Origin of the sequence: Desulfolutivibrio sulfodismutans DSM 3696 (assembly GCF_013376455.1) — a bacterium.
Lineage (GTDB): Bacteria > Desulfobacterota > Desulfovibrionia > Desulfovibrionales > Desulfovibrionaceae > Desulfolutivibrio > Desulfolutivibrio sulfodismutans.
In genome coordinates, this window is sequence record NZ_CP045504.1 from 2,920,838 (window position 1) to 2,940,514 (window position 19,677).

20 protein-coding genes are annotated in these 19,677 nt (G+C 64.2%); 11 read left to right on the top strand and 9 right to left on the bottom strand.

Annotation, left to right across the window (positions count from 1 at the left end; translation table 11 throughout):
• Positions 1-77 precede the first annotated feature (77 nt).
• The 9 genes from GD606_RS13305 to GD606_RS13345 form a co-directional block, all read right to left on the bottom strand.
• Positions 78-1,502 (bottom strand): RsmB/NOP family class I SAM-dependent RNA methyltransferase, encoded by a 1,425-nt coding sequence (locus tag GD606_RS13305; RefSeq protein ID WP_163303821.1) that lies wholly within the window; start codon positions 1,500-1,502, stop codon positions 78-80.
• Positions 1,499-2,452, bottom strand: a complete 954-nt coding sequence (locus GD606_RS13310) for a DUF116 domain-containing protein (protein WP_163303820.1) — start codon at positions 2,450-2,452, stop codon at positions 1,499-1,501. The genes GD606_RS13305 and GD606_RS13310 overlap by 4 nt, the downstream gene beginning before the upstream one ends.
• A gap of 14 nt (positions 2,453-2,466) precedes the next feature.
• Positions 2,467-3,459 (bottom strand): methionyl-tRNA formyltransferase, encoded by a 993-nt coding sequence (fmt, locus tag GD606_RS13315; RefSeq protein ID WP_163303819.1) that lies wholly within the window; start codon positions 3,457-3,459, stop codon positions 2,467-2,469.
• An 11-nt stretch (positions 3,460-3,470) separates the two neighbouring features.
• The gene (gene def / locus GD606_RS13320; RefSeq protein ID WP_163303818.1) at positions 3,471-3,983 is read right to left on the bottom strand and encodes a peptide deformylase; all 513 of its coding nucleotides are present in this window, start codon (positions 3,981-3,983) and stop codon (positions 3,471-3,473) included.
• Between the two features lie 303 nt (positions 3,984-4,286).
• The gene (gene aspS / locus GD606_RS13325; RefSeq protein ID WP_163301149.1) at positions 4,287-6,092 is read right to left on the bottom strand and encodes an aspartate--tRNA ligase; all 1,806 of its coding nucleotides are present in this window, start codon (positions 6,090-6,092) and stop codon (positions 4,287-4,289) included.
• 72 nt (positions 6,093-6,164) lie between these two features.
• Positions 6,165-7,439 (bottom strand): histidine--tRNA ligase, encoded by a 1,275-nt coding sequence (gene hisS / locus GD606_RS13330; protein ID WP_163301150.1) that lies wholly within the window; start codon positions 7,437-7,439, stop codon positions 6,165-6,167.
• Positions 7,440-7,561: 122 nt separating this feature from the next.
• Complete coding sequence (locus GD606_RS13335; RefSeq protein ID WP_163301151.1) at positions 7,562-8,296, bottom strand: class I SAM-dependent methyltransferase; 735 nt, start codon at positions 8,294-8,296, stop codon at positions 7,562-7,564.
• Positions 8,297-8,456: 160 nt separating this feature from the next.
• Positions 8,457-9,326, bottom strand: coding sequence for a radical SAM protein (locus tag GD606_RS13340; protein WP_163301152.1), 870 nt, complete (start codon positions 9,324-9,326; stop codon positions 8,457-8,459).
• Between the two features lie 75 nt (positions 9,327-9,401).
• The gene (locus tag GD606_RS13345; protein ID WP_163301153.1) at positions 9,402-9,860 is read right to left on the bottom strand and encodes a hypothetical protein; all 459 of its coding nucleotides are present in this window, start codon (positions 9,858-9,860) and stop codon (positions 9,402-9,404) included.
• Positions 9,861-10,045: 185 nt separating this feature from the next.
• Between GD606_RS13345 and GD606_RS13350 the strand changes: the two genes are divergently transcribed.
• The 11 genes from GD606_RS13350 (at position 10,046) to GD606_RS13400 (ending at position 19,219) form a co-directional block, all read left to right on the top strand.
• On the top strand, positions 10,046-10,855 hold the full coding sequence (locus GD606_RS13350; protein WP_163301154.1) for a sensor histidine kinase: 810 nt from the start codon (positions 10,046-10,048) through the stop codon (positions 10,853-10,855).
• Positions 10,856-10,861: 6 nt separating this feature from the next.
• The gene (locus GD606_RS13355; RefSeq protein WP_176629302.1) at positions 10,862-11,893 is read left to right on the top strand and encodes a sensor histidine kinase; all 1,032 of its coding nucleotides are present in this window, start codon (positions 10,862-10,864) and stop codon (positions 11,891-11,893) included.
• Positions 11,894-12,092: 199 nt separating this feature from the next.
• A complete protein-coding gene (locus GD606_RS20590) occupies positions 12,093-12,365 on the top strand; it encodes an AtpZ/AtpI family protein (RefSeq protein WP_281361997.1) in 273 nt (90 codons plus the stop codon).
• A complete protein-coding gene (locus tag GD606_RS13365) occupies positions 12,349-12,810 on the top strand; it encodes an ATP synthase subunit I (RefSeq protein WP_163301157.1) in 462 nt (153 codons plus the stop codon). Before GD606_RS20590 ends, GD606_RS13365 begins: the two co-directional genes overlap by 17 nt.
• Positions 12,811-12,813: 3 nt before the next feature.
• Positions 12,814-13,500 carry a F0F1 ATP synthase subunit A gene (gene atpB / locus GD606_RS13370; RefSeq protein WP_163301158.1) on the top strand — a complete coding sequence of 229 codons (687 nt, stop codon included), beginning with the start codon at positions 12,814-12,816 and terminating at the stop codon, positions 13,498-13,500.
• 68 nt (positions 13,501-13,568) lie between these two features.
• The gene (gene atpE / locus GD606_RS13375; protein WP_163301159.1) at positions 13,569-13,889 is read left to right on the top strand and encodes an ATP synthase F0 subunit C; all 321 of its coding nucleotides are present in this window, start codon (positions 13,569-13,571) and stop codon (positions 13,887-13,889) included.
• Between the two features lie 113 nt (positions 13,890-14,002).
• Positions 14,003-14,659, top strand: coding sequence for a redox-sensing transcriptional repressor Rex (locus tag GD606_RS13380; protein ID WP_163301160.1), 657 nt, complete (start codon positions 14,003-14,005; stop codon positions 14,657-14,659).
• A 104-nt stretch (positions 14,660-14,763) separates the two neighbouring features.
• Entirely contained in the window at positions 14,764-15,630 is an 867-nt protein-coding gene (locus GD606_RS13385; RefSeq protein WP_163301161.1) for an SAM hydrolase/SAM-dependent halogenase family protein, read from the top strand.
• Positions 15,631-15,766: 136 nt separating this feature from the next.
• Entirely contained in the window at positions 15,767-16,585 is an 819-nt protein-coding gene (locus GD606_RS13390) for a glycosyltransferase (RefSeq protein WP_163301162.1), read from the top strand.
• Between the two features lie 545 nt (positions 16,586-17,130).
• Entirely contained in the window at positions 17,131-18,024 is an 894-nt protein-coding gene (locus GD606_RS13395) for a radical SAM protein (protein ID WP_163301163.1), read from the top strand.
• An 82-nt stretch (positions 18,025-18,106) separates the two neighbouring features.
• The gene (locus GD606_RS13400) at positions 18,107-19,219 is read left to right on the top strand and encodes a glycosyltransferase family 2 protein (protein WP_163301164.1); all 1,113 of its coding nucleotides are present in this window, start codon (positions 18,107-18,109) and stop codon (positions 19,217-19,219) included.
• Positions 19,220-19,677 lie beyond the last annotated feature (458 nt).

The window sequence follows — 19,677 nt, forward strand, 5'->3', positions numbered from 1 at the left end:
CATAGCCGACTGTTTTTTTCATATGCCCCGCCCGCCGTCAATCGGGCAAAGGCGTTTTTCAGCTAAGGATGGCCGGCTCAGGCCTGTTTGCGCAGGCAGGCGGCGAAGAAAAATTCTCCAAGCGGCGAGGCGGGGTCTGCCTCGTGCAGGCTTTCCAGCCGCGCCTCGGGCGTCTCGGCCAGAAAACGGTCCACCAGCCCGCGATTTTCCTCCGGGGCCAGGGTGCAGGTTACATAGGCCACCAGCCCGCCCGGGGCCACGCGCCTCATGGCGGCGTGCAACAGTCCGTGCTGGATGCGGGCCAGATCGGCCACGTCAGCCGGGGTGCGTTTCCATTTGGCGTCGGGCCGCCGCGACAACACCCCAAGCCCGGAGCACGGCGCGTCCAGAAGGATCGTGCCGGGGGCCCGGCCAAGGGGCGGGCACAGGGCCGAGGCGGCGAAGACCGGGATGTCCGGCAGCCCCAGACGGATCGTTTCCGCCCGCAGGGCCCGCAGCCTGCCCCGGTGTATGTCGGCGGCCCACACGGCATGGTCCGTGGCCTCCAGAAGATATGTGGTCTTGCCGCCGCGCCCGGCGCAGGCGTCGAAGACCGGGCCGGGCCAGCCGTCCGGGTCCAGGTCGGCCAGGGCCTGCTGGGCCGCCGCCGATTGCCGGGAGATGCGCCCGGCGGCCAAAAGGGCGTCCAGGTTCAGGCCGTCGTGGGAAAAATCCGTGCCCGGGGCAAAGGCCAGGGTGGGAAACACCGTCATAAGACAGCCGGGCAGGGCCGCCAGCGTCTTGAATAGGGCCCGTGCGCCCGGTTTGCGGGCGTTGACCCTAAGCCCCGTGGGCGGGGCCGCAGCCTGGGCGGCCAGAAAACGCAACGTCGTCTCGTGGCCATAGGCCGTGCGCCACAGGGCCACGATCCAGGCCGGGCAGGAATAGTACCGGGAAAGCACCGTGGTCGCGTCCGCCCCGGGGGTGCGGCAGCAGTCCATGTCCGCCGCCTGCCCGGCCTCGTCGGCCATGCGGCGCAGCACGGCGTTGGCCACCCCGGCCAGCCGCGACCCGGCCAGGGCCTTGATGCGGTCCACGGCCCAGTCCACCGAGGCGTAGGGGGGGACGCGGTCCAGATGCAAGATTTCGTGGGCGGCCAAGCCCATGGCGGAAAGCACCGGCGGCGGCAGTCCGGCCGGATTCTTCAGATGTCGCGAGAGCAGAAATTCCGTGCGGCCGCGCAGCCGGGTGAACCCATAGGCCAGTTCCACGGCCAGGGCCGTATCCCGGGGGTCCATGTCCCGATGCGCCAGGGCCGTATCCAGGGCGGCCTGCAGATCCATGGCCCGGTTTGGCCGCTTTCCGGCTGTCGGCAGGGCCTTGGCCAGGGCCTCCAGGGCGGCGGCCCGGGCCGGAGGGGTTCCATGGTTTTTTTTCAGGGGTGCGGCGGGGCTTGTGGCGGCAGGCGCAGCCTGCTTCGAGGCGGCCGGACGGGGGGCCTTGGCTTTGGATTGCGCGGTCATGAAGACCCCGGCCCGCCGGAAGCGGCCTGGGCGTCAGGAGCGCCCGGGGCCTCAGGGGCCTCCGAGGCAGCGGATGGAGGCTGCCCGGGCGTCCTGGCCTCCTCGGCTTTACGGCCCGCCCGTCTGCCGCCCCGCAGCCCGCCCCGTCCCAGGGTGGGCAGAAGCTCCGCCACCGGCGGTCCCTCGGGCAGCTCTTTGAGAAAATAGCGCAGGGCCTGCTCCAGGGCCGCCAGGCTGACGGTTGTGTCCAGGCAGGGGCCATGCGGCCGTTCGTTTAGGACCCCGTAGACCGGGATGGGGTAGGTGTCCTGGATGCCGCTGGCCAGATCGCGCTCGCAGGCCACGGCCAGGATCAGCCGGGGCCGTTTCTGGACCACGATGCGCCGGGCGATGGTGCCGCCGGTGGCGATGGCCAGATGCGCGCCGTAATGGTCGGCCAGGTCCAACAGTCCGGCCACGGGGCATTTCCCGCAGCGTTTGCAGTTCTGGATGTCGTAGGTCAGACGCCGGTTGCAGCGGCTGTTTTGCAGGCAATGGGGCAAAAGCACCAGGATCTGCTTCGGTTCGTATTTCCCGGCGTCGGATGAGACGAGTTCGTTGTTGACCTTGATGAACGAGCCGCGCACCTTTTCCTTGGAGATGCCGAGCATCCAGCCGAAAAGGGTCATCAGCGGCAAAAAGACCTTGGCCGTGACCCCGCGCAGCCGCTCGGAAAAAAGGATCGAGCGCCCGAGCGCCACGCTGGCCACCAGACTCAGGCAGGCCCAGAGGACCAAAAGGATCACCGCCCCGAGCAGGATGCCCATGATCCAGGGCGCGCCGGGGTGGATATTTTGCAGGCCCACGAAGGGAATGATCCATAAAAAGGCCAACGCGACGCACACCGTCAGGCTGGTGCCGGTCAAAAGCCCGATGAACAGGCGCTTTCTCGAGGGTTCGTCGTGTTCCATCCTAGAGTCTGTTGTCACGTCGCAGCCGTTGTGTCCAGATCGCCCGGCCCGCAGACCGGGGAGGCCCCCTCGGGACATTTGCCCAGATAGCCGCAGGCGAAGGCCTCGGCCGTCATCTCCTTTTTCCCGGCCGGACGCAGGCGGGGGATCAGGTAGACCCCGTCGGCGCAGGCCACGCGCAGATTTCCCTCCGCAAGACCCAGCACCGTACCCGGCGCGGCCCCCTCGGGGGGCGTTCCCCCGGGGGCGGATTCCGGCCGTCCCGGGGCGGCGATGACCCGCAGGGGCGGCGCGCCCGGCCGCAGCCGGACATGAAAAAAGGCCCCGGGCTTGGGGGAAAAGGCCCGGATGCGGTTATGGACATCCATGACCGGGCGGTCGAAACGGATCTCGGCCTCGGCCTTGCCGATCTTGGCTGCATAGGTGGCCCGGGATTCGTCCTGGGGAATCTCCAGGATGGGCCCGGCGGCCATGCGGGTGAGCGTCTCGGCCAGAAGCGTCCCGCCCATGGCGGCCATCTGGGACAGGATCGTCCCGGCGTCGTCGTCGAAGCCGATGGTCAGCGCCCGCTGGGCCAGGATGGGCCCGGCGTCCAGGGCCTTGACCATGCGCATGATGGTCGCGCCGGTCACGGTGTCGCCACTTAAGATCGCCCGCTGCACCGGGGCTGCGCCGCGATAGCCGGGTAAAAGCGAGGCGTGGACGTTTATGGGCATGATTTTCGGCACGTCCAGCACCGCCTGGGGCAGAAGCATGCCGTAGGCCGCCACTAAAAGCAGGTCCGGCTCAAACGCGGCCAGCCGGGCCACCTCGTCCGGCGATTTGAAATCCGCCGGTTGCAGGACCGGCAGGCCCATTTCCAGGGCCAGGGTCTTCACCGGGCCCGGGCGGCAGGCCTGGCCTCGGCCGCAGGGCCGGTCGGGCTGGGTATAGACCGCAACCACCTGGCACGCCCCGGCGTCCAGCACCCCGCGCAGCACGGCCGCCGCGAAATCCGGCGTGCCCATGAAGACCGCCCTTAGTCCTGATCCGCCTTCCTGGCCCATTTTCTCGCCCTTTTATCGTATAAGGCCCTTTTCAGGCGGCTTATGCGGTCAATGAAAAGCGTGCCTTCCAGATGGTCGATCTCGTGCTGCAGGCACACCGCCAAAAGCCCTTCGGCGTCAAGGCAGACCTCGTTGCCCGACAGATCAAGCCCCCGCACCCGGACCTTTTCGGCCCGCACCACGTTGGACCGGTAGTCCTTGACGCTCAGGCAGCCTTCCTCCGTCTCCGTCTCGCCCTCGGCCGAAACAATCTCCGGGTTGACGAGCGCGAAAAGCTCCTCGCGTTTGTCCGGGCCGGAGATGTCCACGGTGATCAGCCGCACCGGCTCGGCCACCTGGTTGGCGGCCAGGCCGATGCCCTGGTTGACGTACATGGTCTCGGCCATGTCGCTCGCCAAGGCCATGATCTCCGGCGTGATCTCCTCGATGCGCGCCGCCTTCTGGGCCAAAACCGGATGCGGATATTTGACGATGTCCCTGGTCATTTTACTCCTTCTTCGGGGCTGCCGCCCCGCCCACTGGATCGGGGCTGCCGCCCCGTACCCCGCCCGGGGGGAATCATTCCCCCCGGACCCCCTGTCCCCGTGGCGTTTCCCCGGCCGCGTCGCGGCCGGGGAAACGCCACGGAAACACGGGTCTTCCGGCGAAGGGATCAGGCCCTTGCGCCCGGGATTCGCGGCGTCCCCGCCCGGGATGTGCAGCAGCCCGGCGGGGACGCCACGCGATATGGGGTGCAGGGGGCTTAGCCCCCTGCCGGGGGGCCCGGGGGGCGGCGCCCCCCGATGGTCTTATTCTTCCTTCTTGCGGGTCTTGATGCCCAATTCGCGCAGTTGGCCGGGGGCCACGGTATTGGGGGCGTCGGTCAAGAGGCAGGCCGCCTTCTGGGTCTTGGGGAAGGCGATGACGTCCCGGATGGATTTGGACCCGCATAGGAGCATGATAATGCGGTCCAGGCCGAAGGCAATGCCGCCGTGGGGCGGCGTGCCGTGTTCCAGGGCGCGCAGGAAGAACCCGAACTTTTCGGAGGTCTCGGCCTCGTCAAGGCCCAGGGCGGCGAACATGCGGCGTTGGGCCTCGGGGGTGTGGATGCGGATGGAGCCGCCGCCGATCTCGTAGCCGTTTAAAACCAGGTCATAGGCCCGGGCCAGGGCCTTTTCCGGTTCGTTTTCCAGGATGTCCAGATGCCCGGGCGCGGCCGAGGTGAAGGGATGGTGCCGGGCCACGAAGCGTTTGGCCTCGGGGTCGTATTCGAAGAGCGGGAAATCGGTAATCCACACCGGGGCGTAGGCGCCTTCGGGGATGAGATTGAAGCGTTCGCCGAGCTTTAAGCGCAGATAGCCCAGGGCGGTGTTGACCATGTCCGCCGGGCCGGCCTGGAAGAACACGATGTCGCCCTCTTCGAGGGAGAGTTCCCGGGCCAGGCCGTCGCGTTCAGCCTCGGAGAGGAACTTGGCGAAGGGCGATTGCCATTCCCCGGGCTTGATCTTGATCCAGGCCAGCCCTTGGGCTCCATAGATTTTGACGTATTCCGTGAGGTCGTCGATCTCCTTGCGGGAAAGCTCCCCCCCGCCGGGCACGCGCAGACCTTTGACCAGTTCGGCCTTGGCGAAGACCCGGAAGCCCGATTCGCGCACCACATGGGTCACGTCCTTGAGCTTTAAGTCGAAGCGGATGTCCGGCTTGTCCAGGCCGTAGTCGGCGATGGCCGTGGCGTAGGTCATGCGCGGGAAGGGCGAGGGCAGCTCGACGCCAGCGGCGTCGCGGAAGATGCCCATGACCATGCCCTCGGCCATCTCCATGACCTGGGCCTCGTCCACGAAGGACATTTCAATGTCGATCTGGGTGAATTCGGGCTGGCGGTCGGCGCGCAGGTCTTCGTCCCGGAAGCAGCGCACGATCTGGTAGTAGCGGTCCATGCCGGACATCATGAGCATCTGTTTGAAAAGCTGCGGCGACTGGGGCAGGGCGTAGAACGAGCCCTGGTTGACCCGGCTGGGGACCAGGAAATCGCGCGCCCCCTCGGGGGTGCTTTTGGTCAGGATGGGGGTTTCGACTTCGAGGAATCCCAGGGCATCCAGGTAGCGGCGCACGCTCATGGAGGCCTTGTGCCGGGCCAGGAAGTTGGCCGCCAGCTTGGGACGGCGCAGGTCCAGGTAGCGGTATTTGAGACGCAGGGATTCGGCCGCGTCGGTGCGGTCCTCAATGGGGAAGGCCGGAGTGGCGGCGGTGTTTAAAAGCTTGAAATCGGAAACCACCACCTCGATCTCGCCCGTGGCCATGTTCGGGTTGACCATGCCCTCGGGCCTGGCGCGCACCAGCCCGGTGATGGCCAGCACGTATTCCACGCGCAGGTCGTGGGCCTTGTCGTGGGCGGCCGGGGCGTCGTCCGGGGAAAACACCACCTGGGTGAGCCCCTTGCGGTCGCGCAGGTCGATGAAGATCAGCCCGCCGTGGTCGCGGCGATATTGGGCCCAGCCCATCAGCGTCACGGTCTGGCCGATGGCGGCCTTGGTCAACTGGCCGCAGGAATGGGTGCGCCGCCAGTCGCCCAGATCGTCAAGCAGGGCGGTTTCGCGGGGGAGGGCGTCGCTCATGGTGTGCATGCTCCGTATGGTCTGTCGCGGGGTCGCGGGTTTGGTTGTAGTTTATTGCGGTTCGTTGGGAGTTTAGCCTGGCAGCCCTTGCGGTCGGCCGATCCGGGCCGCGAAGAACTCGGCCAGGGCGTCCATGGACACGGCGGACTGGGCCCCGTCGGCCAGATCCTTGACCTGGACCACGCCCTGGACCAGTTCGGCCTCGCCCAGGATCAGGCACAGCCGCGCCCCCAGGCGTCCGGCGCGGCGCAGGCCGCTTTTGGCGCTGCCGGGCCGGTAGGGCGTCTCGCCGCGATATCCCAGGCGGCGCAGGGATTGGGCCATGAGCAGGGCGGGCTCAAGGGCGGCCGGGTCGAGGATGGCCACGTCGAAGTCGGGTTTTGCGTCCGGCAGGCCGGAAACCAGCAGCGCCAGCCGCTCCATGCCGCAGGCAAACCCGATGCCCGGGGTGTCCGGGCCGCCCAGGTCGGCCACCAGCCCGTCGTAGCGGCCTCCCCCGGCGATGGAGGACTGGGCCCCGATGTCGCCGGAGACGATCTCGAAGGTGGTGCGCACGTAGTAGTCCAGGCCGCGCACCAACCGGGGGGCCAGCTCATAGGCCATCCCGGCCGCGTCCAAAAGGCCCTTGACCGCGTCGAAGTGATCCAGGCAGTCGGGGCACAGGTAGTCCGTGATTTTGGGGGCGTCCAGGGTCAGCTCCCGGCAGCCGGGGACTTTGCAGTCCAGGACGCGCAGGGGATTGATAAGCTTGCGGCGCAGGCAGTCCTCGCACAGCTTTTCCTTGTGCATGCCGCGCAAAAAATCCCGCAGGGCGTCGAGGTAGACGGGGCGGCACTGGCGGCAGCCCAGGGAATTGAGCTGGGTGGTGGTGTTCGTGATGCCCAGATCGGTGAGAAAGTGGTCGAGCATGATGAGCATTTCCGCGTCCAGGGCCGGTTCCGGCGAGCCCAGAGCCTCCACGTCCACCTGGTGGAACTGGCGCATGCGTCCCTTTTGGGGCCGCTCGTAGCGGAACATGGGGCCGTGGGCGAAGAGCTTGGCCACGCCCTCGGCGGCGCAAAGCTTTTGCTCCACATAGGCCCGCAAAAGCCCGGCCGTGGCCTCGGGCCGAAGCGTCAGGGAACGGCCCTTGCGATCCGGGAAGGTATACATCTCCTTTTGCACCACATCGGTCTGTGCGCCGATGGACCGGGCGAAAAGCTCGGTGCGTTCCAAAAGCGGGATGCGGGCCTCGCGGTAGCCGTAGAGGGCAAAGACCCGGGCGGCGGTGCGTTCGATGTGGGAGAAGACGTCGCTTTCCGGTGCGAACAGGTCCGCGAAACCTTTGATTTTTTGAATTTTGTCCATGGGTTCCGATCGCTTGGGGGGATATGGCGCTCGCGCCGTCAAAAAAGAAGAAAAATGTTAGTCGCAACCGGACCGATTGTCAAAAGGCAGGGTCGGGAAGGGGAGGCGGCGCGGCGGCAGGATCAGCCGATGCCCGGCTTGGCCTTGAGCGCATGCAGGGGCGTGGTGACGGGGTCGCCCAGAAGGTCCACCCGGGCGGCGCAAAAGGCCCCCAGGGGCAGGGGCAGGATCGGCGCGTTGAGGCGCCGCCAGGGCGGGGTGTCGCGCCAGGTGGCCATGGGGCCGGGGAGCACGCTGCGGCAGACGTACGGCCGCCGCCCCAGATTTTCCATGGCCAATTGCTGCATCTCCCAGGGCAGAAACCACCTGGCCTGCCCGAGGATCGATCCGCCCCGGCTGCCGGGCAGGCCCCGGGTGAACAGCCAGTGCAGGGACAGACGGTTCAAGAAGCCGATGATCAGGCCCTTGCGGGCCACCCGGGCGGCCTCGCGCAGGGCCAGTCCCGGGTCCGGGCAGAACTCCAGCACCGTCAAAATGACCGCGAAGTCGAACTCGTTATCGTCGAAGGGCAGATGCTCGGCGTCGCCCAGGTGCAGGTCGGCCAGGGCGCCCATGCGGGCCCGGGCGGCCTCCAGCATGGCCGGGGACTTGTCCAGCCCGGCCACGTCGAATCCGGCCTGGTGCAACACCTCCAGAAAGATGCCCGTGCCGCAGCCGATCTCCAGGAGACGCTGCCCACGGCGCGGCCAGCCCGAGGCCATGTGCTCAAGCAGGCGCACCTCCCGGCGCAGGGCGAAGGCCCCCCGGGGGGTGGTGAACCAGGCGTCGTAGCGCCGTGCCGCATCCGTGTCCCACATGCGGGAAATTGTATCCTGGTGTCGGGGAAAAAGGGAAGCCCCCCAGGCTGTCTTGCCTCCGGGGATACGGCAGACGCGAAGCCGCCAAAAGTTTTCGGAAGGGGAGGGTCCGGGAGGGGGAACCCTTTTTCAAAAGGGTTCCCCCTCCCGGGACGTCGCCCTACAGGGCGCGGACGTAGTCCGGCCGCAGGGGCACGTCGCCGGCCAGGGCGCGGCCGATGAGCGCCAGGGCCGTGTCCTTGTCCCGGGGCAGTCGGAGTTTCAGCGGCAGGAAGTTGGAGGCGTGGTTGGCCAGAAAAAGCCCCCGGCTCAGATGGGTGTGGGCCAAAAGTGTGGCCAGTTCGCCGAGCATGCCCCGGGCGTCGGGCAAGGCGAAGCGCCCGGCCTTCCAGTCGGCATGAAGGGGGGTGCCCGGGACCAGCATGAGCGTCAGGGCGGCAGCCTGATCCGGGTCCATCTCGGACAGGGCCGCGCCCGTGCGCTCGGCGTGGAGGCCGGATCGTTCGATCCCGGCCAGCCCCAGAAGCACCGTGACCGAAAGACGCAGCCCGGCCCGGCGGACCTTTTGCCCGGCGGCCACGATGTCGGCGGCGGTGTCGGCCTTGCCCATGGCCGACAGCGTGTCCTGGTCGCCGGATTCAAGACCCATGTACAGGGTATGCAGGCCCAGGCCGCGCAGCGCCGCCAGTTCGTCCTCGGATTTGGTGCGCAGGCTTTTGGCGTTGGCGTAGGCCGAGACCCGGTTCACGAAGGGCAGCTTCTCCCTGATGCGGCCAAGAAGGCGCGTCAGGCGGTTGACGGACAGGACCATGGCGTCGCCGTCGCACAAAAAGACCCGGCGCTGGCGGCGGCAGTACGTCGCGGCGAAGTCCAGGGCGGCCTCCACGTCGGCCTCGGGGACCACCCGGAAGGGTTTGCCCGTGTAGGCCCCGCAGAAGGCGCATGTGTTATGGGAACAGCCCAGGGTGGCCTGGATGAGGATGCTGTCGGCCTCGCTGGGGGGGCGGATGACGGAGCCGGTCAGGTGCATGGATGCGTCTTTTGGGCGGGAGCGGCCGCCGCGTGCCCCGGGTGCGGGATGCGGCGGCCCTCGTCGATACAGGTGTTACCGGCCGGAGTTGCCCATGCCGCAGCCCGAGCGCACGCTTTGGCAATAGGCCTCGCACTGCCGCAAGGCGGTGGCGCTTGCGGACGACTGCGGATCGCGGCGGCAGTTGGTCAGGCAGTTCTGGTACTGGGTGTTGCAATATTCCGGGGTTTCGATGTTGCTTTGCATGTCGCGGCCGGTGAGGGCCTCGGGGCGCACCTGGACCACGGGGATCTGGTCTTCCATTCCCATGGCCCCGTCGCCCAGGCGTAATATGGCGGCGCAGGTCAGGTTGCACGCGGAGCAGGACAGATTGCACAGGACGCTGGGGTCGTGGCGGGCGCCGGGGGTGACCAGGATGGCGCATACAGGGGCGCCGTCAGGCTTGACGCAATAGTATTTGCTTTGGGCCAGGGCCAGGGGGGCGGTGGCGGCCACGAGAAAAGCCAGGGCCAGGGACGCGATGACGGTTTTCATGAAATCCTCCTTGCGGCATGAGCCGACGTGGGAAACTTCCATCGTCCAGCCGTCAGAAATCTACTCCAAAGGTTTGGGGTTGTCATTCCCGGGCCGTCTCCAAGGTTCGGGCCAGGGCATCGAGTTTGCAAAATGATGTTTGGTTGATATCGAAAAAAGGGAATCGCTCGAAAAACGGGCCAGTCGTGGACCATGTGATCAAACCCGTGGAGCCGTCAGCCTTGTCCAAGAAGTTTCGGAGCCTTGAAGGGGTGTGCTGGCGGCGGGTGATGGAGAGGCGGGTGGCTGAGCGTATGGACGAACTCAAGGCGGCCAACGCCAGGCTGTTGGCCGAGATCAAGGAGCGCCAGAAGGCCGAGGCCAGGCTGCGTGAGGCCTTGGCGGAAAAAGAGAGCCTGCTGGCGGAAATCCACCACCGCGTCAAAAACAACCTCCAGATCGTCTCCAGCCTGACGGACATGGCCGGCCGCCGCATGCGCGACCCCGAGGCCCGGGCCGTCTGCCTGGATCTCCAGGCCAAGATCCACGGCATGGGGCTCATTCATACGGAATTGTACCGCAGCGGCAACATCGGGCGCATTGATATCGCGGCCTACGGCCGCATGTTGTTTCATCAGCTGGCCGATATGTATGAGGCCGGGGGCATCAGGCCGACCTTCGACCTTGAGGAGTTGCCCTTGCCCCTGGACAAGGCCGTGCCCTGCGGCATGCTGCTCAACGAACTGCTGAGCAACGTCTTCAAGCACGCCTATCCCCCGGGTGAGCCGGGCCGGGTGGACATCCGCATCGGATGGCGGTCCCCGGTCCGGGCGGTCATCTCCATCCGCGACTATGGCCGGGGGCTGCCCCAGAGCATGGACATGGCCCGAACCAAGACCTTCGGGCTGCGGCTTATCCGGGATACGGTCAAAAGACAGTTGTGCGGAAGTCTGCAAATCGATAGTGATGGAGGCACGGCGGTGACCGTGGAATTTGGGGTCGCGGGGGGTGCGTAAGTGGAAATGGACGCGACGGCGCGGGGCAGCATTTTGGTTGTGGACGACGAGCCGGTCATCACCGCCCAGTTGGAGGACATGCTGGGGGCCATGGGGTACCGGGTGCTGGAGTCGGCCGGGGCCGGGGAAGAGGCTGTGGACTTCGCCTCGCGCGGGCATCCCGACCTTGTGCTCATGGACATCGTCATGCCCGGACGCCTGGACGGCATCGTGGCCTGCGAGCACATCCAGCGCAACCTGGGCATCCCGGTGGTGCTTCTGACCGCGTTTGGCGACGACGACCACATCGCCCGGGCCCGGGCCGCCCATCCGTACGGATACATCCTCAAACCCTTCCAGAATTGCCAGATCAAGGCGGCCATCGAAATCGCCCTGGAACGCAAACGCCTGGAACGCGGCGTCGAGGACGCCATGGTCGCGTTCCAGGCCAAGGCCGAGGACTCCGAGCTGCGCCTGCGCGAGGCCAATCACCGCATCAAGAACCACCTGAGCGTGGTGGCCGGGCTTTTGGGGCTGCAATCGGATGTGGCCTCGGACGACGCCTGCCGCGAGTTGCTGGAAAAATCCCGGATGCGGGTCATGGCCGTGGCCCAGGTCCACGAAAATTTGTGCGGCTCGCAGCCGGATCTGCTCCTGGACGCGGGGGAATATCTGCGCACCCTGACCGAACGCCTGTTCAACATCCTGGGATTTGGCCAAAGCCGGTTGCAACTGACCACGGACATCGCCTCCGCCCGTCTTGCCCCGCCGACCCTGGTCCCTCTGGGGCTCATCGTCAACGAGCTGTTGTCCAACACCATCAAGCACGCCTTTCCGGACGGCCGGGAGGGTGCGGTTCATGTGCGCCTGCGCTTGCAGGGAGACCGGGCCGATCTGACCGTCCGCGACAACGGGGTGGGGCTCGGGGTGCGTGAGAACGCCAGTCTGGACAGCCTGGGCCTGGAACTCGTGCAGGGGTTGGCCGGGCAGCTCGGCGGCGAGGTGCGCACGGACCCGGCCTCGCAGGGCGTGCAGATCACGGTGTCGTTTCCCCTGTGAGGGCAAACCCCCCCCCGCCGGGTCGCCGCAATGTCGGCAAGGGGCTTCCCAGGGCGGAAATTGCGTGATAAAACCGCAAACACCGTTGACTTTCCCGAATTGGCCGTGTTAGGGCTTCGCGACTTGTGAAGTCTTGCACGATCTCCGTCGCATGTGGCGGCAAGCGGCTGCGGAAAGGCCTGGGACGGGGGAGGACGTGGTGCTGGACAAATTTCTCAAGTCGCCGATATTTAAAGATAAAAAGACGTGGGATGCCGTAGGAAACGCCTCGGTCATGGGGTTGCATCTGGTTTCCGGCGTCCTTGTGGGGCTTTTCATCGGATATTGGCTGGACGTGTGGCTTGGCACCAAGCCGTGGTTGCTTCTGTTGTTTTTGCTGTTCGGCATTGCCGCGGGTTTTCGGAACATCTACCTGGAAGCCAAAAAGTTCCAGGAAGAGAACACGACGACGAACCATGACGACCAGGGCTAGCTCGCTTGCGACCTCCTTCGACCGGATGCTTTTCCGCAGGGGGTTCGTCAATCCGGACATCAGGATGCTGGTGCGCAACCAGATCCTTTTGGCCGGATTTTCCACGGTGTTCTGCCTGGCGGTTCTGGGGTTTTCGGCGTGGGCGTGGTCGTACGGCGCTGGCGCGGTCCTGGCGACGCTGAATTTCTGGTTTCTGGCCGGATTCGGCGTGCGCATCACCTCCCAGCCCAACCGGACCGAGGCCGTCCTGGCCACCTTGACCCGGTTTTATCTGCGGCTGGGGCTGACCGGCGCGGTCCTTTACGCGCTTATCGTGTGGGCAGGGGCGCGGCCCGTCGCGCTTTTGACCGGGGTTTCAATCATCGTCGTCAATTTTCTGTGCTGGGGCGCCGTCAAAATCGCGGCCTCCGGAACGCGGGAAGCGCCAAATGGAAAGGAGGCATAAGCTATGGCTGGTGGACTTCCGCATCCCCTTCTGATCGTCGAGGAGGCCTTTCACGCGGCTGGCCTGAACGTCCCGGGCAACGTCGTGAACGCCTGGGTGGTCATGGTCATCATGATCGTGCTCGGCACCATGGCTACCCGCAAGCTGGCCATGGTCCCCGGAGGGATGCAGAACTTTTTCGAATTCATGGTAGGCGGCCTGGAAAGTTTCGTGGTCGCCAACATCGGCGAAAAAGGGCGCAAGGTCTTTCCGTTCTTGTGCGGGCTTTTCGTCTTCATCCTCATCGGCAACCTCATCGGCTTTGTGCCCGGCTTCGACGCGCCCACGGCCAACATCAACACCAATGCGGCCATGGCGCTCACGGTCTTCGTCTATTACAACTTCTGGGGACTCAAGCTGTGGGGCCCCGGCTACATCAAGCACTTCCTTGGACCGTTCTGGTGGCTCATTCCGCTCATGCTTCCGGTGGAACTGATCTCCCACCTGGCCCGGCCGCTTTCGCTCACCCTGCGTCTTTTCGGCAACGTGCGCGGCGGTGAAATCGTCCTGGTGCTGCTTTTCGCCTTGGCCCCGGTGGTCTCCACCTTCCCCATGTACTTCATGTTCATTCTGGCCAAGACCATCCAGGCGTTCGTGTTCTTCATGCTGTCCATGATCTACCTCAAGGGATCGCTGGAACACGCCCATTAGAATCGGGGGAAATGGTCCTTAGGACCAACAACACTACTAACCGCATTCCGTTTATGGAGGATGCACCAATGCGCAAGATTCTGATGACCGCCCTGAACACCGTGGCCCTTCTCGCCCTGGCTGGCGTCGCCTTCGCCGCTGGCGATCCCGCCGTCGTCGCCACCATCTCCTGGGCCACCGCTTTGGCTCAGGGCGTCGCCGCCGCCGGCTGCGGCATCGGCATGGGCCTGGGCATCAAGGCCGCCTGCGAAGGCACCGCCCGCAACCCCGAGGCCAGCGGCAAGATCACCGTCACCTTGATTCTCGGTCTGGCCTTCCTCGAGTCCCTGGCCATTTACGGCTTGGTCATCAACCTGATCCTGCTGTTCGCCAACCCCTACATGGGTTAATTGCGAACATACCGATTCGGGAAAAGGAGGCCGGTGCGCCCGGCCTCCTTTTTTAAAAACAGCACTTGTTAAAAGTTTCACATCGTTAGCTGTTCCCACACCGGCATATCATCGTGAAAAGCGACCACATCCCAAGAGCAACCATCAAGCGGCTGGCCATGTACGTCCAGGTGCTGGAGTCCTTCAAGCGCGAAGGAACCCAGGTCGTGTCCTCGGAGCTTCTGGCCAGAACCTGCAACGTCAATCCCTCGCAGATCCGCAAAGACCTGGCGTATTTCGGGGAATTCGGCGTGCGCGGGGTCGGGTATCACGTTCAGGATCTCATCACCGCCATCAAGCGTTCCCTCGGCGTCGACCGCATGTGGAAATGCGCCCTGGTGGGCGTGGGCAATCTGGGCAAGGCGCTGTTGCGGCACCGGGAATTCAAGTACCGGGGTTTTGACATCGTGGCCGCCTTCGACTGTGATCCCTTCAAGATCGGCGAGGAGGTCATCGGCCTGGAGGTGGTCTGTACCAGGCGGCTCAAGGAGACGGCCCGGGAGCTGGACATCGAGATCGGGCTGATCACCACGCCTCCGGATCGGGCCCAGCGCGCCGCCAATTTCCTGGCCGAGGCCGGGATCAAGGGCATCATCAACTTCGCCCCGGCCCGCATCACCGTCCCTAGCGACGTCCATGTGGAATATGTGGACTTTTTTCACCACCTGTACGCCGTTTCCTTCTCCATCACCCTGGATCAGCGCCCCAAGACCCAGCCCGCCGCCGTCTAGACCAAAAGCCTTGCCGCACACCCTGGAAGCGACTACCCAAGCCTTTGGCTTTGAGGTAGGTGTCAACCTTCTGCCGCCAGCGTCCAGGCGGAGAGGGAGGTCGCATGTTCCTGCCCCAGCATGAAACCGACGGCTGTCCCAAGGTGGTGGCCCTGCTCACGGACTACGGTCTGGCCGACCCCTATGTGGGGCAGATGAAGGCGGTTTTGACCGCATGCCTGCCCGGGGTCGCGCTTGTGGATCTGACCCATGGCGTGCCGCCGCACAACGTTTTGGCCGGGGCCTTCTTTTTGGACGCCAGCCTGCCCTGGATGCCGCCTGGGTCCGTGACCGTGGCCGTGGTCGACCCGGGCGTGGGCACATCCCGGCGCATCGTGGGCCTTCGCCGCAAGGGTCGTCTGGTCCTGGCTCCGGACAACGGCCTGCTCACCCTGCTGCTCTTGCGGGGAACGATGGACGGGGCCTGGGCCTTTCCGGTTCCGGAAACGGCCTCCGCCACATTCCATGGACGCGATGTGTTCGCCCCCCTGGCTGCGGCCTTGGCAGGCGGAAGGCCTGTGCTGGAATGCGGATATGAGGTCGATCCGGCCTCGCTGGTTCTCCTGCCCGGATTGAACCCGACCCTGGAAGGCGGGCGGTTGCAGGCCAAGGTGCTGCATGTGGATCGGTTCGGCAATCTCATCCTGAATCTGCGTATTACGGAATATGAGCAGGTGGTGCGGGACGCCGCAGGGGTGAGCATGGAACTGCCGGGCGCGCCGCGCATTGTCCGGGCTGCGGCCTATGCCGCCGTGCCGCCTGGGGCGCTTGGGCTTTTGGCCGGGAGCCAGGGGCATTTCGAGCTGGCCATGAACCGGGAAAGCGCGGCCCGTGAAACCGGCCTTGAACCCGGTGATGCGGTGACGCTTTATCTTGCCGACAAACCGACGGAGGAGCCGGATAAGGCGCTTCCTCTGGCGTCGGAAAGGTGACACTGGGAGCGCGAAACGCCTGCCCGGGATAGGCCCGGACGGTGAAATCCGATTGACAGGGGGATGGTCGGGAGGTTAGGAGAAACAGTAGAAAGTCTGAAAATACGTGGGGTTAACCGCACAGGGAGGACTATCTGTGACACATCGCGCCCCCTTGGCCTCCATCATCGTGCCGACGTACAATCAGGCCCGGTATCTGACCGCCTGTCTGGATTCCATCTGGTTTCAGGATCATCCCTCCCTGGATGTCATCGTGGTCAACGACGGCTCCACGGACGGAACCGCAGAGGCCCTCGCCGCCTTCACGCGAGCCGTGGCCGAGGACGAGGCCTCGTATGCCTCCTGCTACAATGCCCAAAGCGACGTCATCGAGCGGGTCTATCACCCGCGATATCCCCAGGACGGACGCACCCTGCGGGTCATCACCCATCCGCAGAACCGGGGATTGGCGGCGGCCCTTAACACCGGGTTCGCCGCCGCCTGCGGCCTGTACTGCACCTATGTTCCCTCCGACGACTGCCTGCTGCCTGCAATGATTTCTGAAATGGCGGCCCAACTTGATGACGGGGCGGACTTTGTCTACGCGGACATGGCCATTGTGGACGACGCCGGGCACTGGGTCCGTCGGTTCGCCCTGCCCGACTATTCCTTCTCGCGGTGCTTTGCCGACTGGTATCTGTGCGGCGTGGCCAAGCTCTACCGTACCGCGTTGCACCAGCGGTTCGGTTGGTACGATGAATCTCTTTTGGCCCACGACCATGAGCTCTTCTTGCGGTTCGCCGAGGGAGGGGCCGTGTTCCGGCATATCCCCAAGGTGCTCATGTACGTGCGCGATCATGCCCGGCGCGAGGTGGATATCCATCATCCCAGCAGTTGGAATCGCCTGCTTGAGGAATCCAAGGTGCTGGTGGCCAGGGCGCGAGCCCATCAGGCCGCCTTGCCGTCGCCGGGCTGACCCGGCCTGGGAGCCTGAGATTGTAACAATGTCGCCTCGGGCGACGGATTAATCACCCGGCGTCAACCATGCGCCCGCTGGAATGTGCGGCGATACGTCGAATTCGAGCGGTGAAGGCCCACTGTTCGCCCATCCTTGAGTGAACAGTGGTCGGGCATGTGGTGCAGCCGCTCTGGGGCTATCCATTTGAAATAATGCCATCTCACGAGAATTGTTCAGGATGTGCGAACGAGCGTTTGTTCCCTGGCCGCAGTGACCAGTATTGGGGCGAGTGGACCGTCATGGAGCTGGCTCGGTATTTGCACGAAATTGCACACTGAAGGAGTGTGTCGGCGTCATTTTCCGCGTCGACTGCTTCCAAAGGCGGGGCTTGGTAATGGCAAATTGGGCGAGAGCATGTTTCCGTTACGCTGAAATATGGGTGCTATCGGTGGAAACGGCGGAGAATTGACATCCCCGGGGGGAGCGTCTGTCCCCCCCATCGCCATGTTTTCACGAACTCGGTATAGCGGAGGGACTATTTTTTTACACAGGAGACTTCAGATATGATCCCCCTATCGGAGATGCAAATCATCCAGATTGACGTAACAAACGCTTGCCACAACCGGTGCTCCAACTGCACCCGTTTCACGGGGCATCATCAGAAACCGTTCTTCATGGACATGGATACCTTCCGGCAGGCCGTGGACTCGCTTGTGGATTTTCCCGGCATGGTGGGCATGATTGGCGGAGAACCGCTCTTGCATCCCCGCTTCGCCGAGATGGCCGAATACCTGGCCGAACGCATTCCTGAAAAAAAACGTCGCGGATTGTGGTCCACCGTTCCTCAAGCCCTGGGGAGGAAATACGGTTCATTGATCCGGGAGGTGTACGGAAATTACTTTTTTAACGACCACAGCGTGGATCAGATCATGCACCAGCCGCTTCTGGTCGCCGCTCGTGAGGTCATCGCCGACCCGGATGAGATGTGGCGTCTCATCGACGATTGCTGGATCCAGAAATTTTGGTCCGCCTCCATCACCCCCAAGGGGGCATTTTTTTGCGAAGTGGCTGCCAGCTTCAACATCTTGTTCGATGGGCCCAACGGTTGGCCCATAGAACCAGGCTGGTGGAAACGTACCCCCGAGGACTATACGGAACAGAAGCTACAAGCCTGCCCGAATTGCGGCTGCGCCATTCCCCTTATGCGTCGGCCGAGCAGCCAGGAAATCGACGACGTGAGCCCTGGCAACCTGGAGAGGCTGCGGGCCATCCGTTCCCCCAAGGCCCTACAGGGCCGGGTGGAAATTTATGGTGGCGGTTTGGCCGAGGATTGGAACCCTGGCCCCAACTGGTACATGTCCGAGCTGGAGCGGGCGACTGAATTGCAATACCGATCCCGCCTCGCTGACCGTCTGGATTCCGATTCCCAGGCCCGTCAGGAAGGCAAACCTCTATGATTGCGTCGTCGCCATCCGGTGTGCGGACGAGGCTCAGACGCGCGATGTCTGCACACAGCCTTAACTCCTTTTGCGAGCATCCATGAACATCCACGACCTCATCGCCCGACGCGCCTGCACATCCGCGATTCCCCCCGCGCCGCTGCCGCAAGCCCTCCGCGACCAGCGCCTGAACCGGGCCAACATGCACCGTCCGTTGGTCAGTCTTATTGTCACCAGCTACAATTATGAGTCCTATATTGAGGAATGTCTGCGATCAGTCACCCGTCAGACCTACGACAATTGGGAATGCATCATCGTGGACGACCAGTCCACCGACTCCACTGTGGACCGGGTGCGCGCCTTTATGCAGACTCCGGAGGCCAACGGGCGGTTCCGACTCATTGAGGGGCAGGAAAACAGAGGCCAGATGGAGGCGTTCCGGGAAGGGCTTACGGTGGCCTCGGGTAGCTTCGTGGTGCTGCTTGACGCTGACGATGTCCTGCTGGACGATTTCCTTGAAGCTCACATGCATGCCCATCTCTCCGTGGCCACGGTGGCGTTCACCAGCTCCAACCAGTACCAGATCAACGGTGCGGGTGAGATCATCGGCGGCCAGCACATGGACCACCAATCCAAGGGCTATTACCGCCATGTGCGCAAGACCACGTTTCAGCGCGGATTTTGGATATGGGCGACTTCAAGCTCCATGGTCTACCGGCGAAGCACTGTGGATCTCATCATGCCTCGTGACGGCGCCACGTTTCGCATATGCGCCGATTATTACATCGCGCATTTCTGCCATCTCATCGGCGACTCGTTGCTCATCCCTTCCGTTCATGGCTGCTACCGCCGCCACGGGGCCAACAACTTCGGTTCTAATCCCGTGTTCGGAAATATCAATTCCGTGGGAAACCTGGACAAACATCCACCCCATGACCTATTCCGCATGACCATGATCCGGCATATTCTGGGAAATTACGATCTGTTTTACCCCATCTACATGGGGCCGGGTCTCATCCGGCTTGTCCTGCGCATGATCAAGCCCCGGGAACTGCCGAACCTGGTGGCCCGGTATCCGGCCGTCTTCAAACGCCCTCTGCGCCATTATCTCTGGCTGGCAGCCAAGATGCAGTGGGAAAAGTGGCGCACACCCGTATCCGAGAAGTTCAAGATCCTCTCCGTGCCGACGGCCGAGGAGTTATTTGTAAAATGACACTCCGATGTGTCAGCCTGCTTTCTCACCCCAGAGAGGGTCAGCCAGTCGGAGGCGCTGTATTCGCCTTGTCGGAAAGGGGTCGCTACGTCCTGGCGCAGGCCTGCCAGAGTTCTTTGCCTTTCGCCGCCTGTTTGTTGGGAAAATCCTGTCGGGCTGTCTGCCGGAGGCCATTCAGGGCGCGGATCAGATTACGGAGAGGCCGGAGCGGTCGGGCATTCTGAAGCATGTCCGACCCCCTCTCGGACGAGTTGAAAGGGGTAGCGCAAAGGAGGCGGCGCAGGATTCATGCTCACTGAACAGGGAGGAAGTTCATCCCGGGATATGCTTGTTTATTAAAATAACTCAAAATATCGGTATGTTTTTTGCTTAATCTGTGGAGACGGAAATGTTGGCAGTGAGTTACGAATATGCGAAATGTTCAGGATCGCCATGTTTCATCCGGAGGGAGGGGGATG

Coding starts and splice junctions, on each gene's coding strand:
- GD606_RS13305 (WP_163303821.1), bottom strand. CDS start 1,502: ATGACCGCGCAATCCAAAGCCAAGGCCCCCCGTCCGGCCGCCTCGAAG.
- GD606_RS13310 (WP_163303820.1), bottom strand. CDS start 2,452: ATGGAACACGACGAACCCTCGAGAAAGCGCCTGTTCATCGGGCTTTTG.
- fmt (WP_163303819.1), bottom strand. CDS start 3,459: ATGGGCACGCCGGATTTCGCGGCGGCCGTGCTGCGCGGGGTGCTGGAC.
- def (WP_163303818.1), bottom strand. CDS start 3,983: ATGACCAGGGACATCGTCAAATATCCGCATCCGGTTTTGGCCCAGAAG.
- aspS (WP_163301149.1), bottom strand. CDS start 6,092: ATGAGCGACGCCCTCCCCCGCGAAACCGCCCTGCTTGACGATCTGGGC.
- hisS (WP_163301150.1), bottom strand. CDS start 7,439: ATGGACAAAATTCAAAAAATCAAAGGTTTCGCGGACCTGTTCGCACCG.
- GD606_RS13335 (WP_163301151.1), bottom strand. CDS start 8,296: ATGTGGGACACGGATGCGGCACGGCGCTACGACGCCTGGTTCACCACC.
- GD606_RS13340 (WP_163301152.1), bottom strand. CDS start 9,326: ATGCACCTGACCGGCTCCGTCATCCGCCCCCCCAGCGAGGCCGACAGC.
- GD606_RS13345 (WP_163301153.1), bottom strand. CDS start 9,860: ATGAAAACCGTCATCGCGTCCCTGGCCCTGGCTTTTCTCGTGGCCGCC.
- GD606_RS13355 (WP_176629302.1), top strand. CDS start 10,862: ATGGACGCGACGGCGCGGGGCAGCATTTTGGTTGTGGACGACGAGCCG.
- GD606_RS13365 (WP_163301157.1), top strand. CDS start 12,349: ATGACGACCAGGGCTAGCTCGCTTGCGACCTCCTTCGACCGGATGCTT.
- atpB (WP_163301158.1), top strand. CDS start 12,814: ATGGCTGGTGGACTTCCGCATCCCCTTCTGATCGTCGAGGAGGCCTTT.
- atpE (WP_163301159.1), top strand. CDS start 13,569: ATGCGCAAGATTCTGATGACCGCCCTGAACACCGTGGCCCTTCTCGCC.
- GD606_RS13385 (WP_163301161.1), top strand. CDS start 14,764: ATGTTCCTGCCCCAGCATGAAACCGACGGCTGTCCCAAGGTGGTGGCC.
- GD606_RS13395 (WP_163301163.1), top strand. CDS start 17,131: ATGATCCCCCTATCGGAGATGCAAATCATCCAGATTGACGTAACAAAC.
- GD606_RS13400 (WP_163301164.1), top strand. CDS start 18,107: ATGAACATCCACGACCTCATCGCCCGACGCGCCTGCACATCCGCGATT.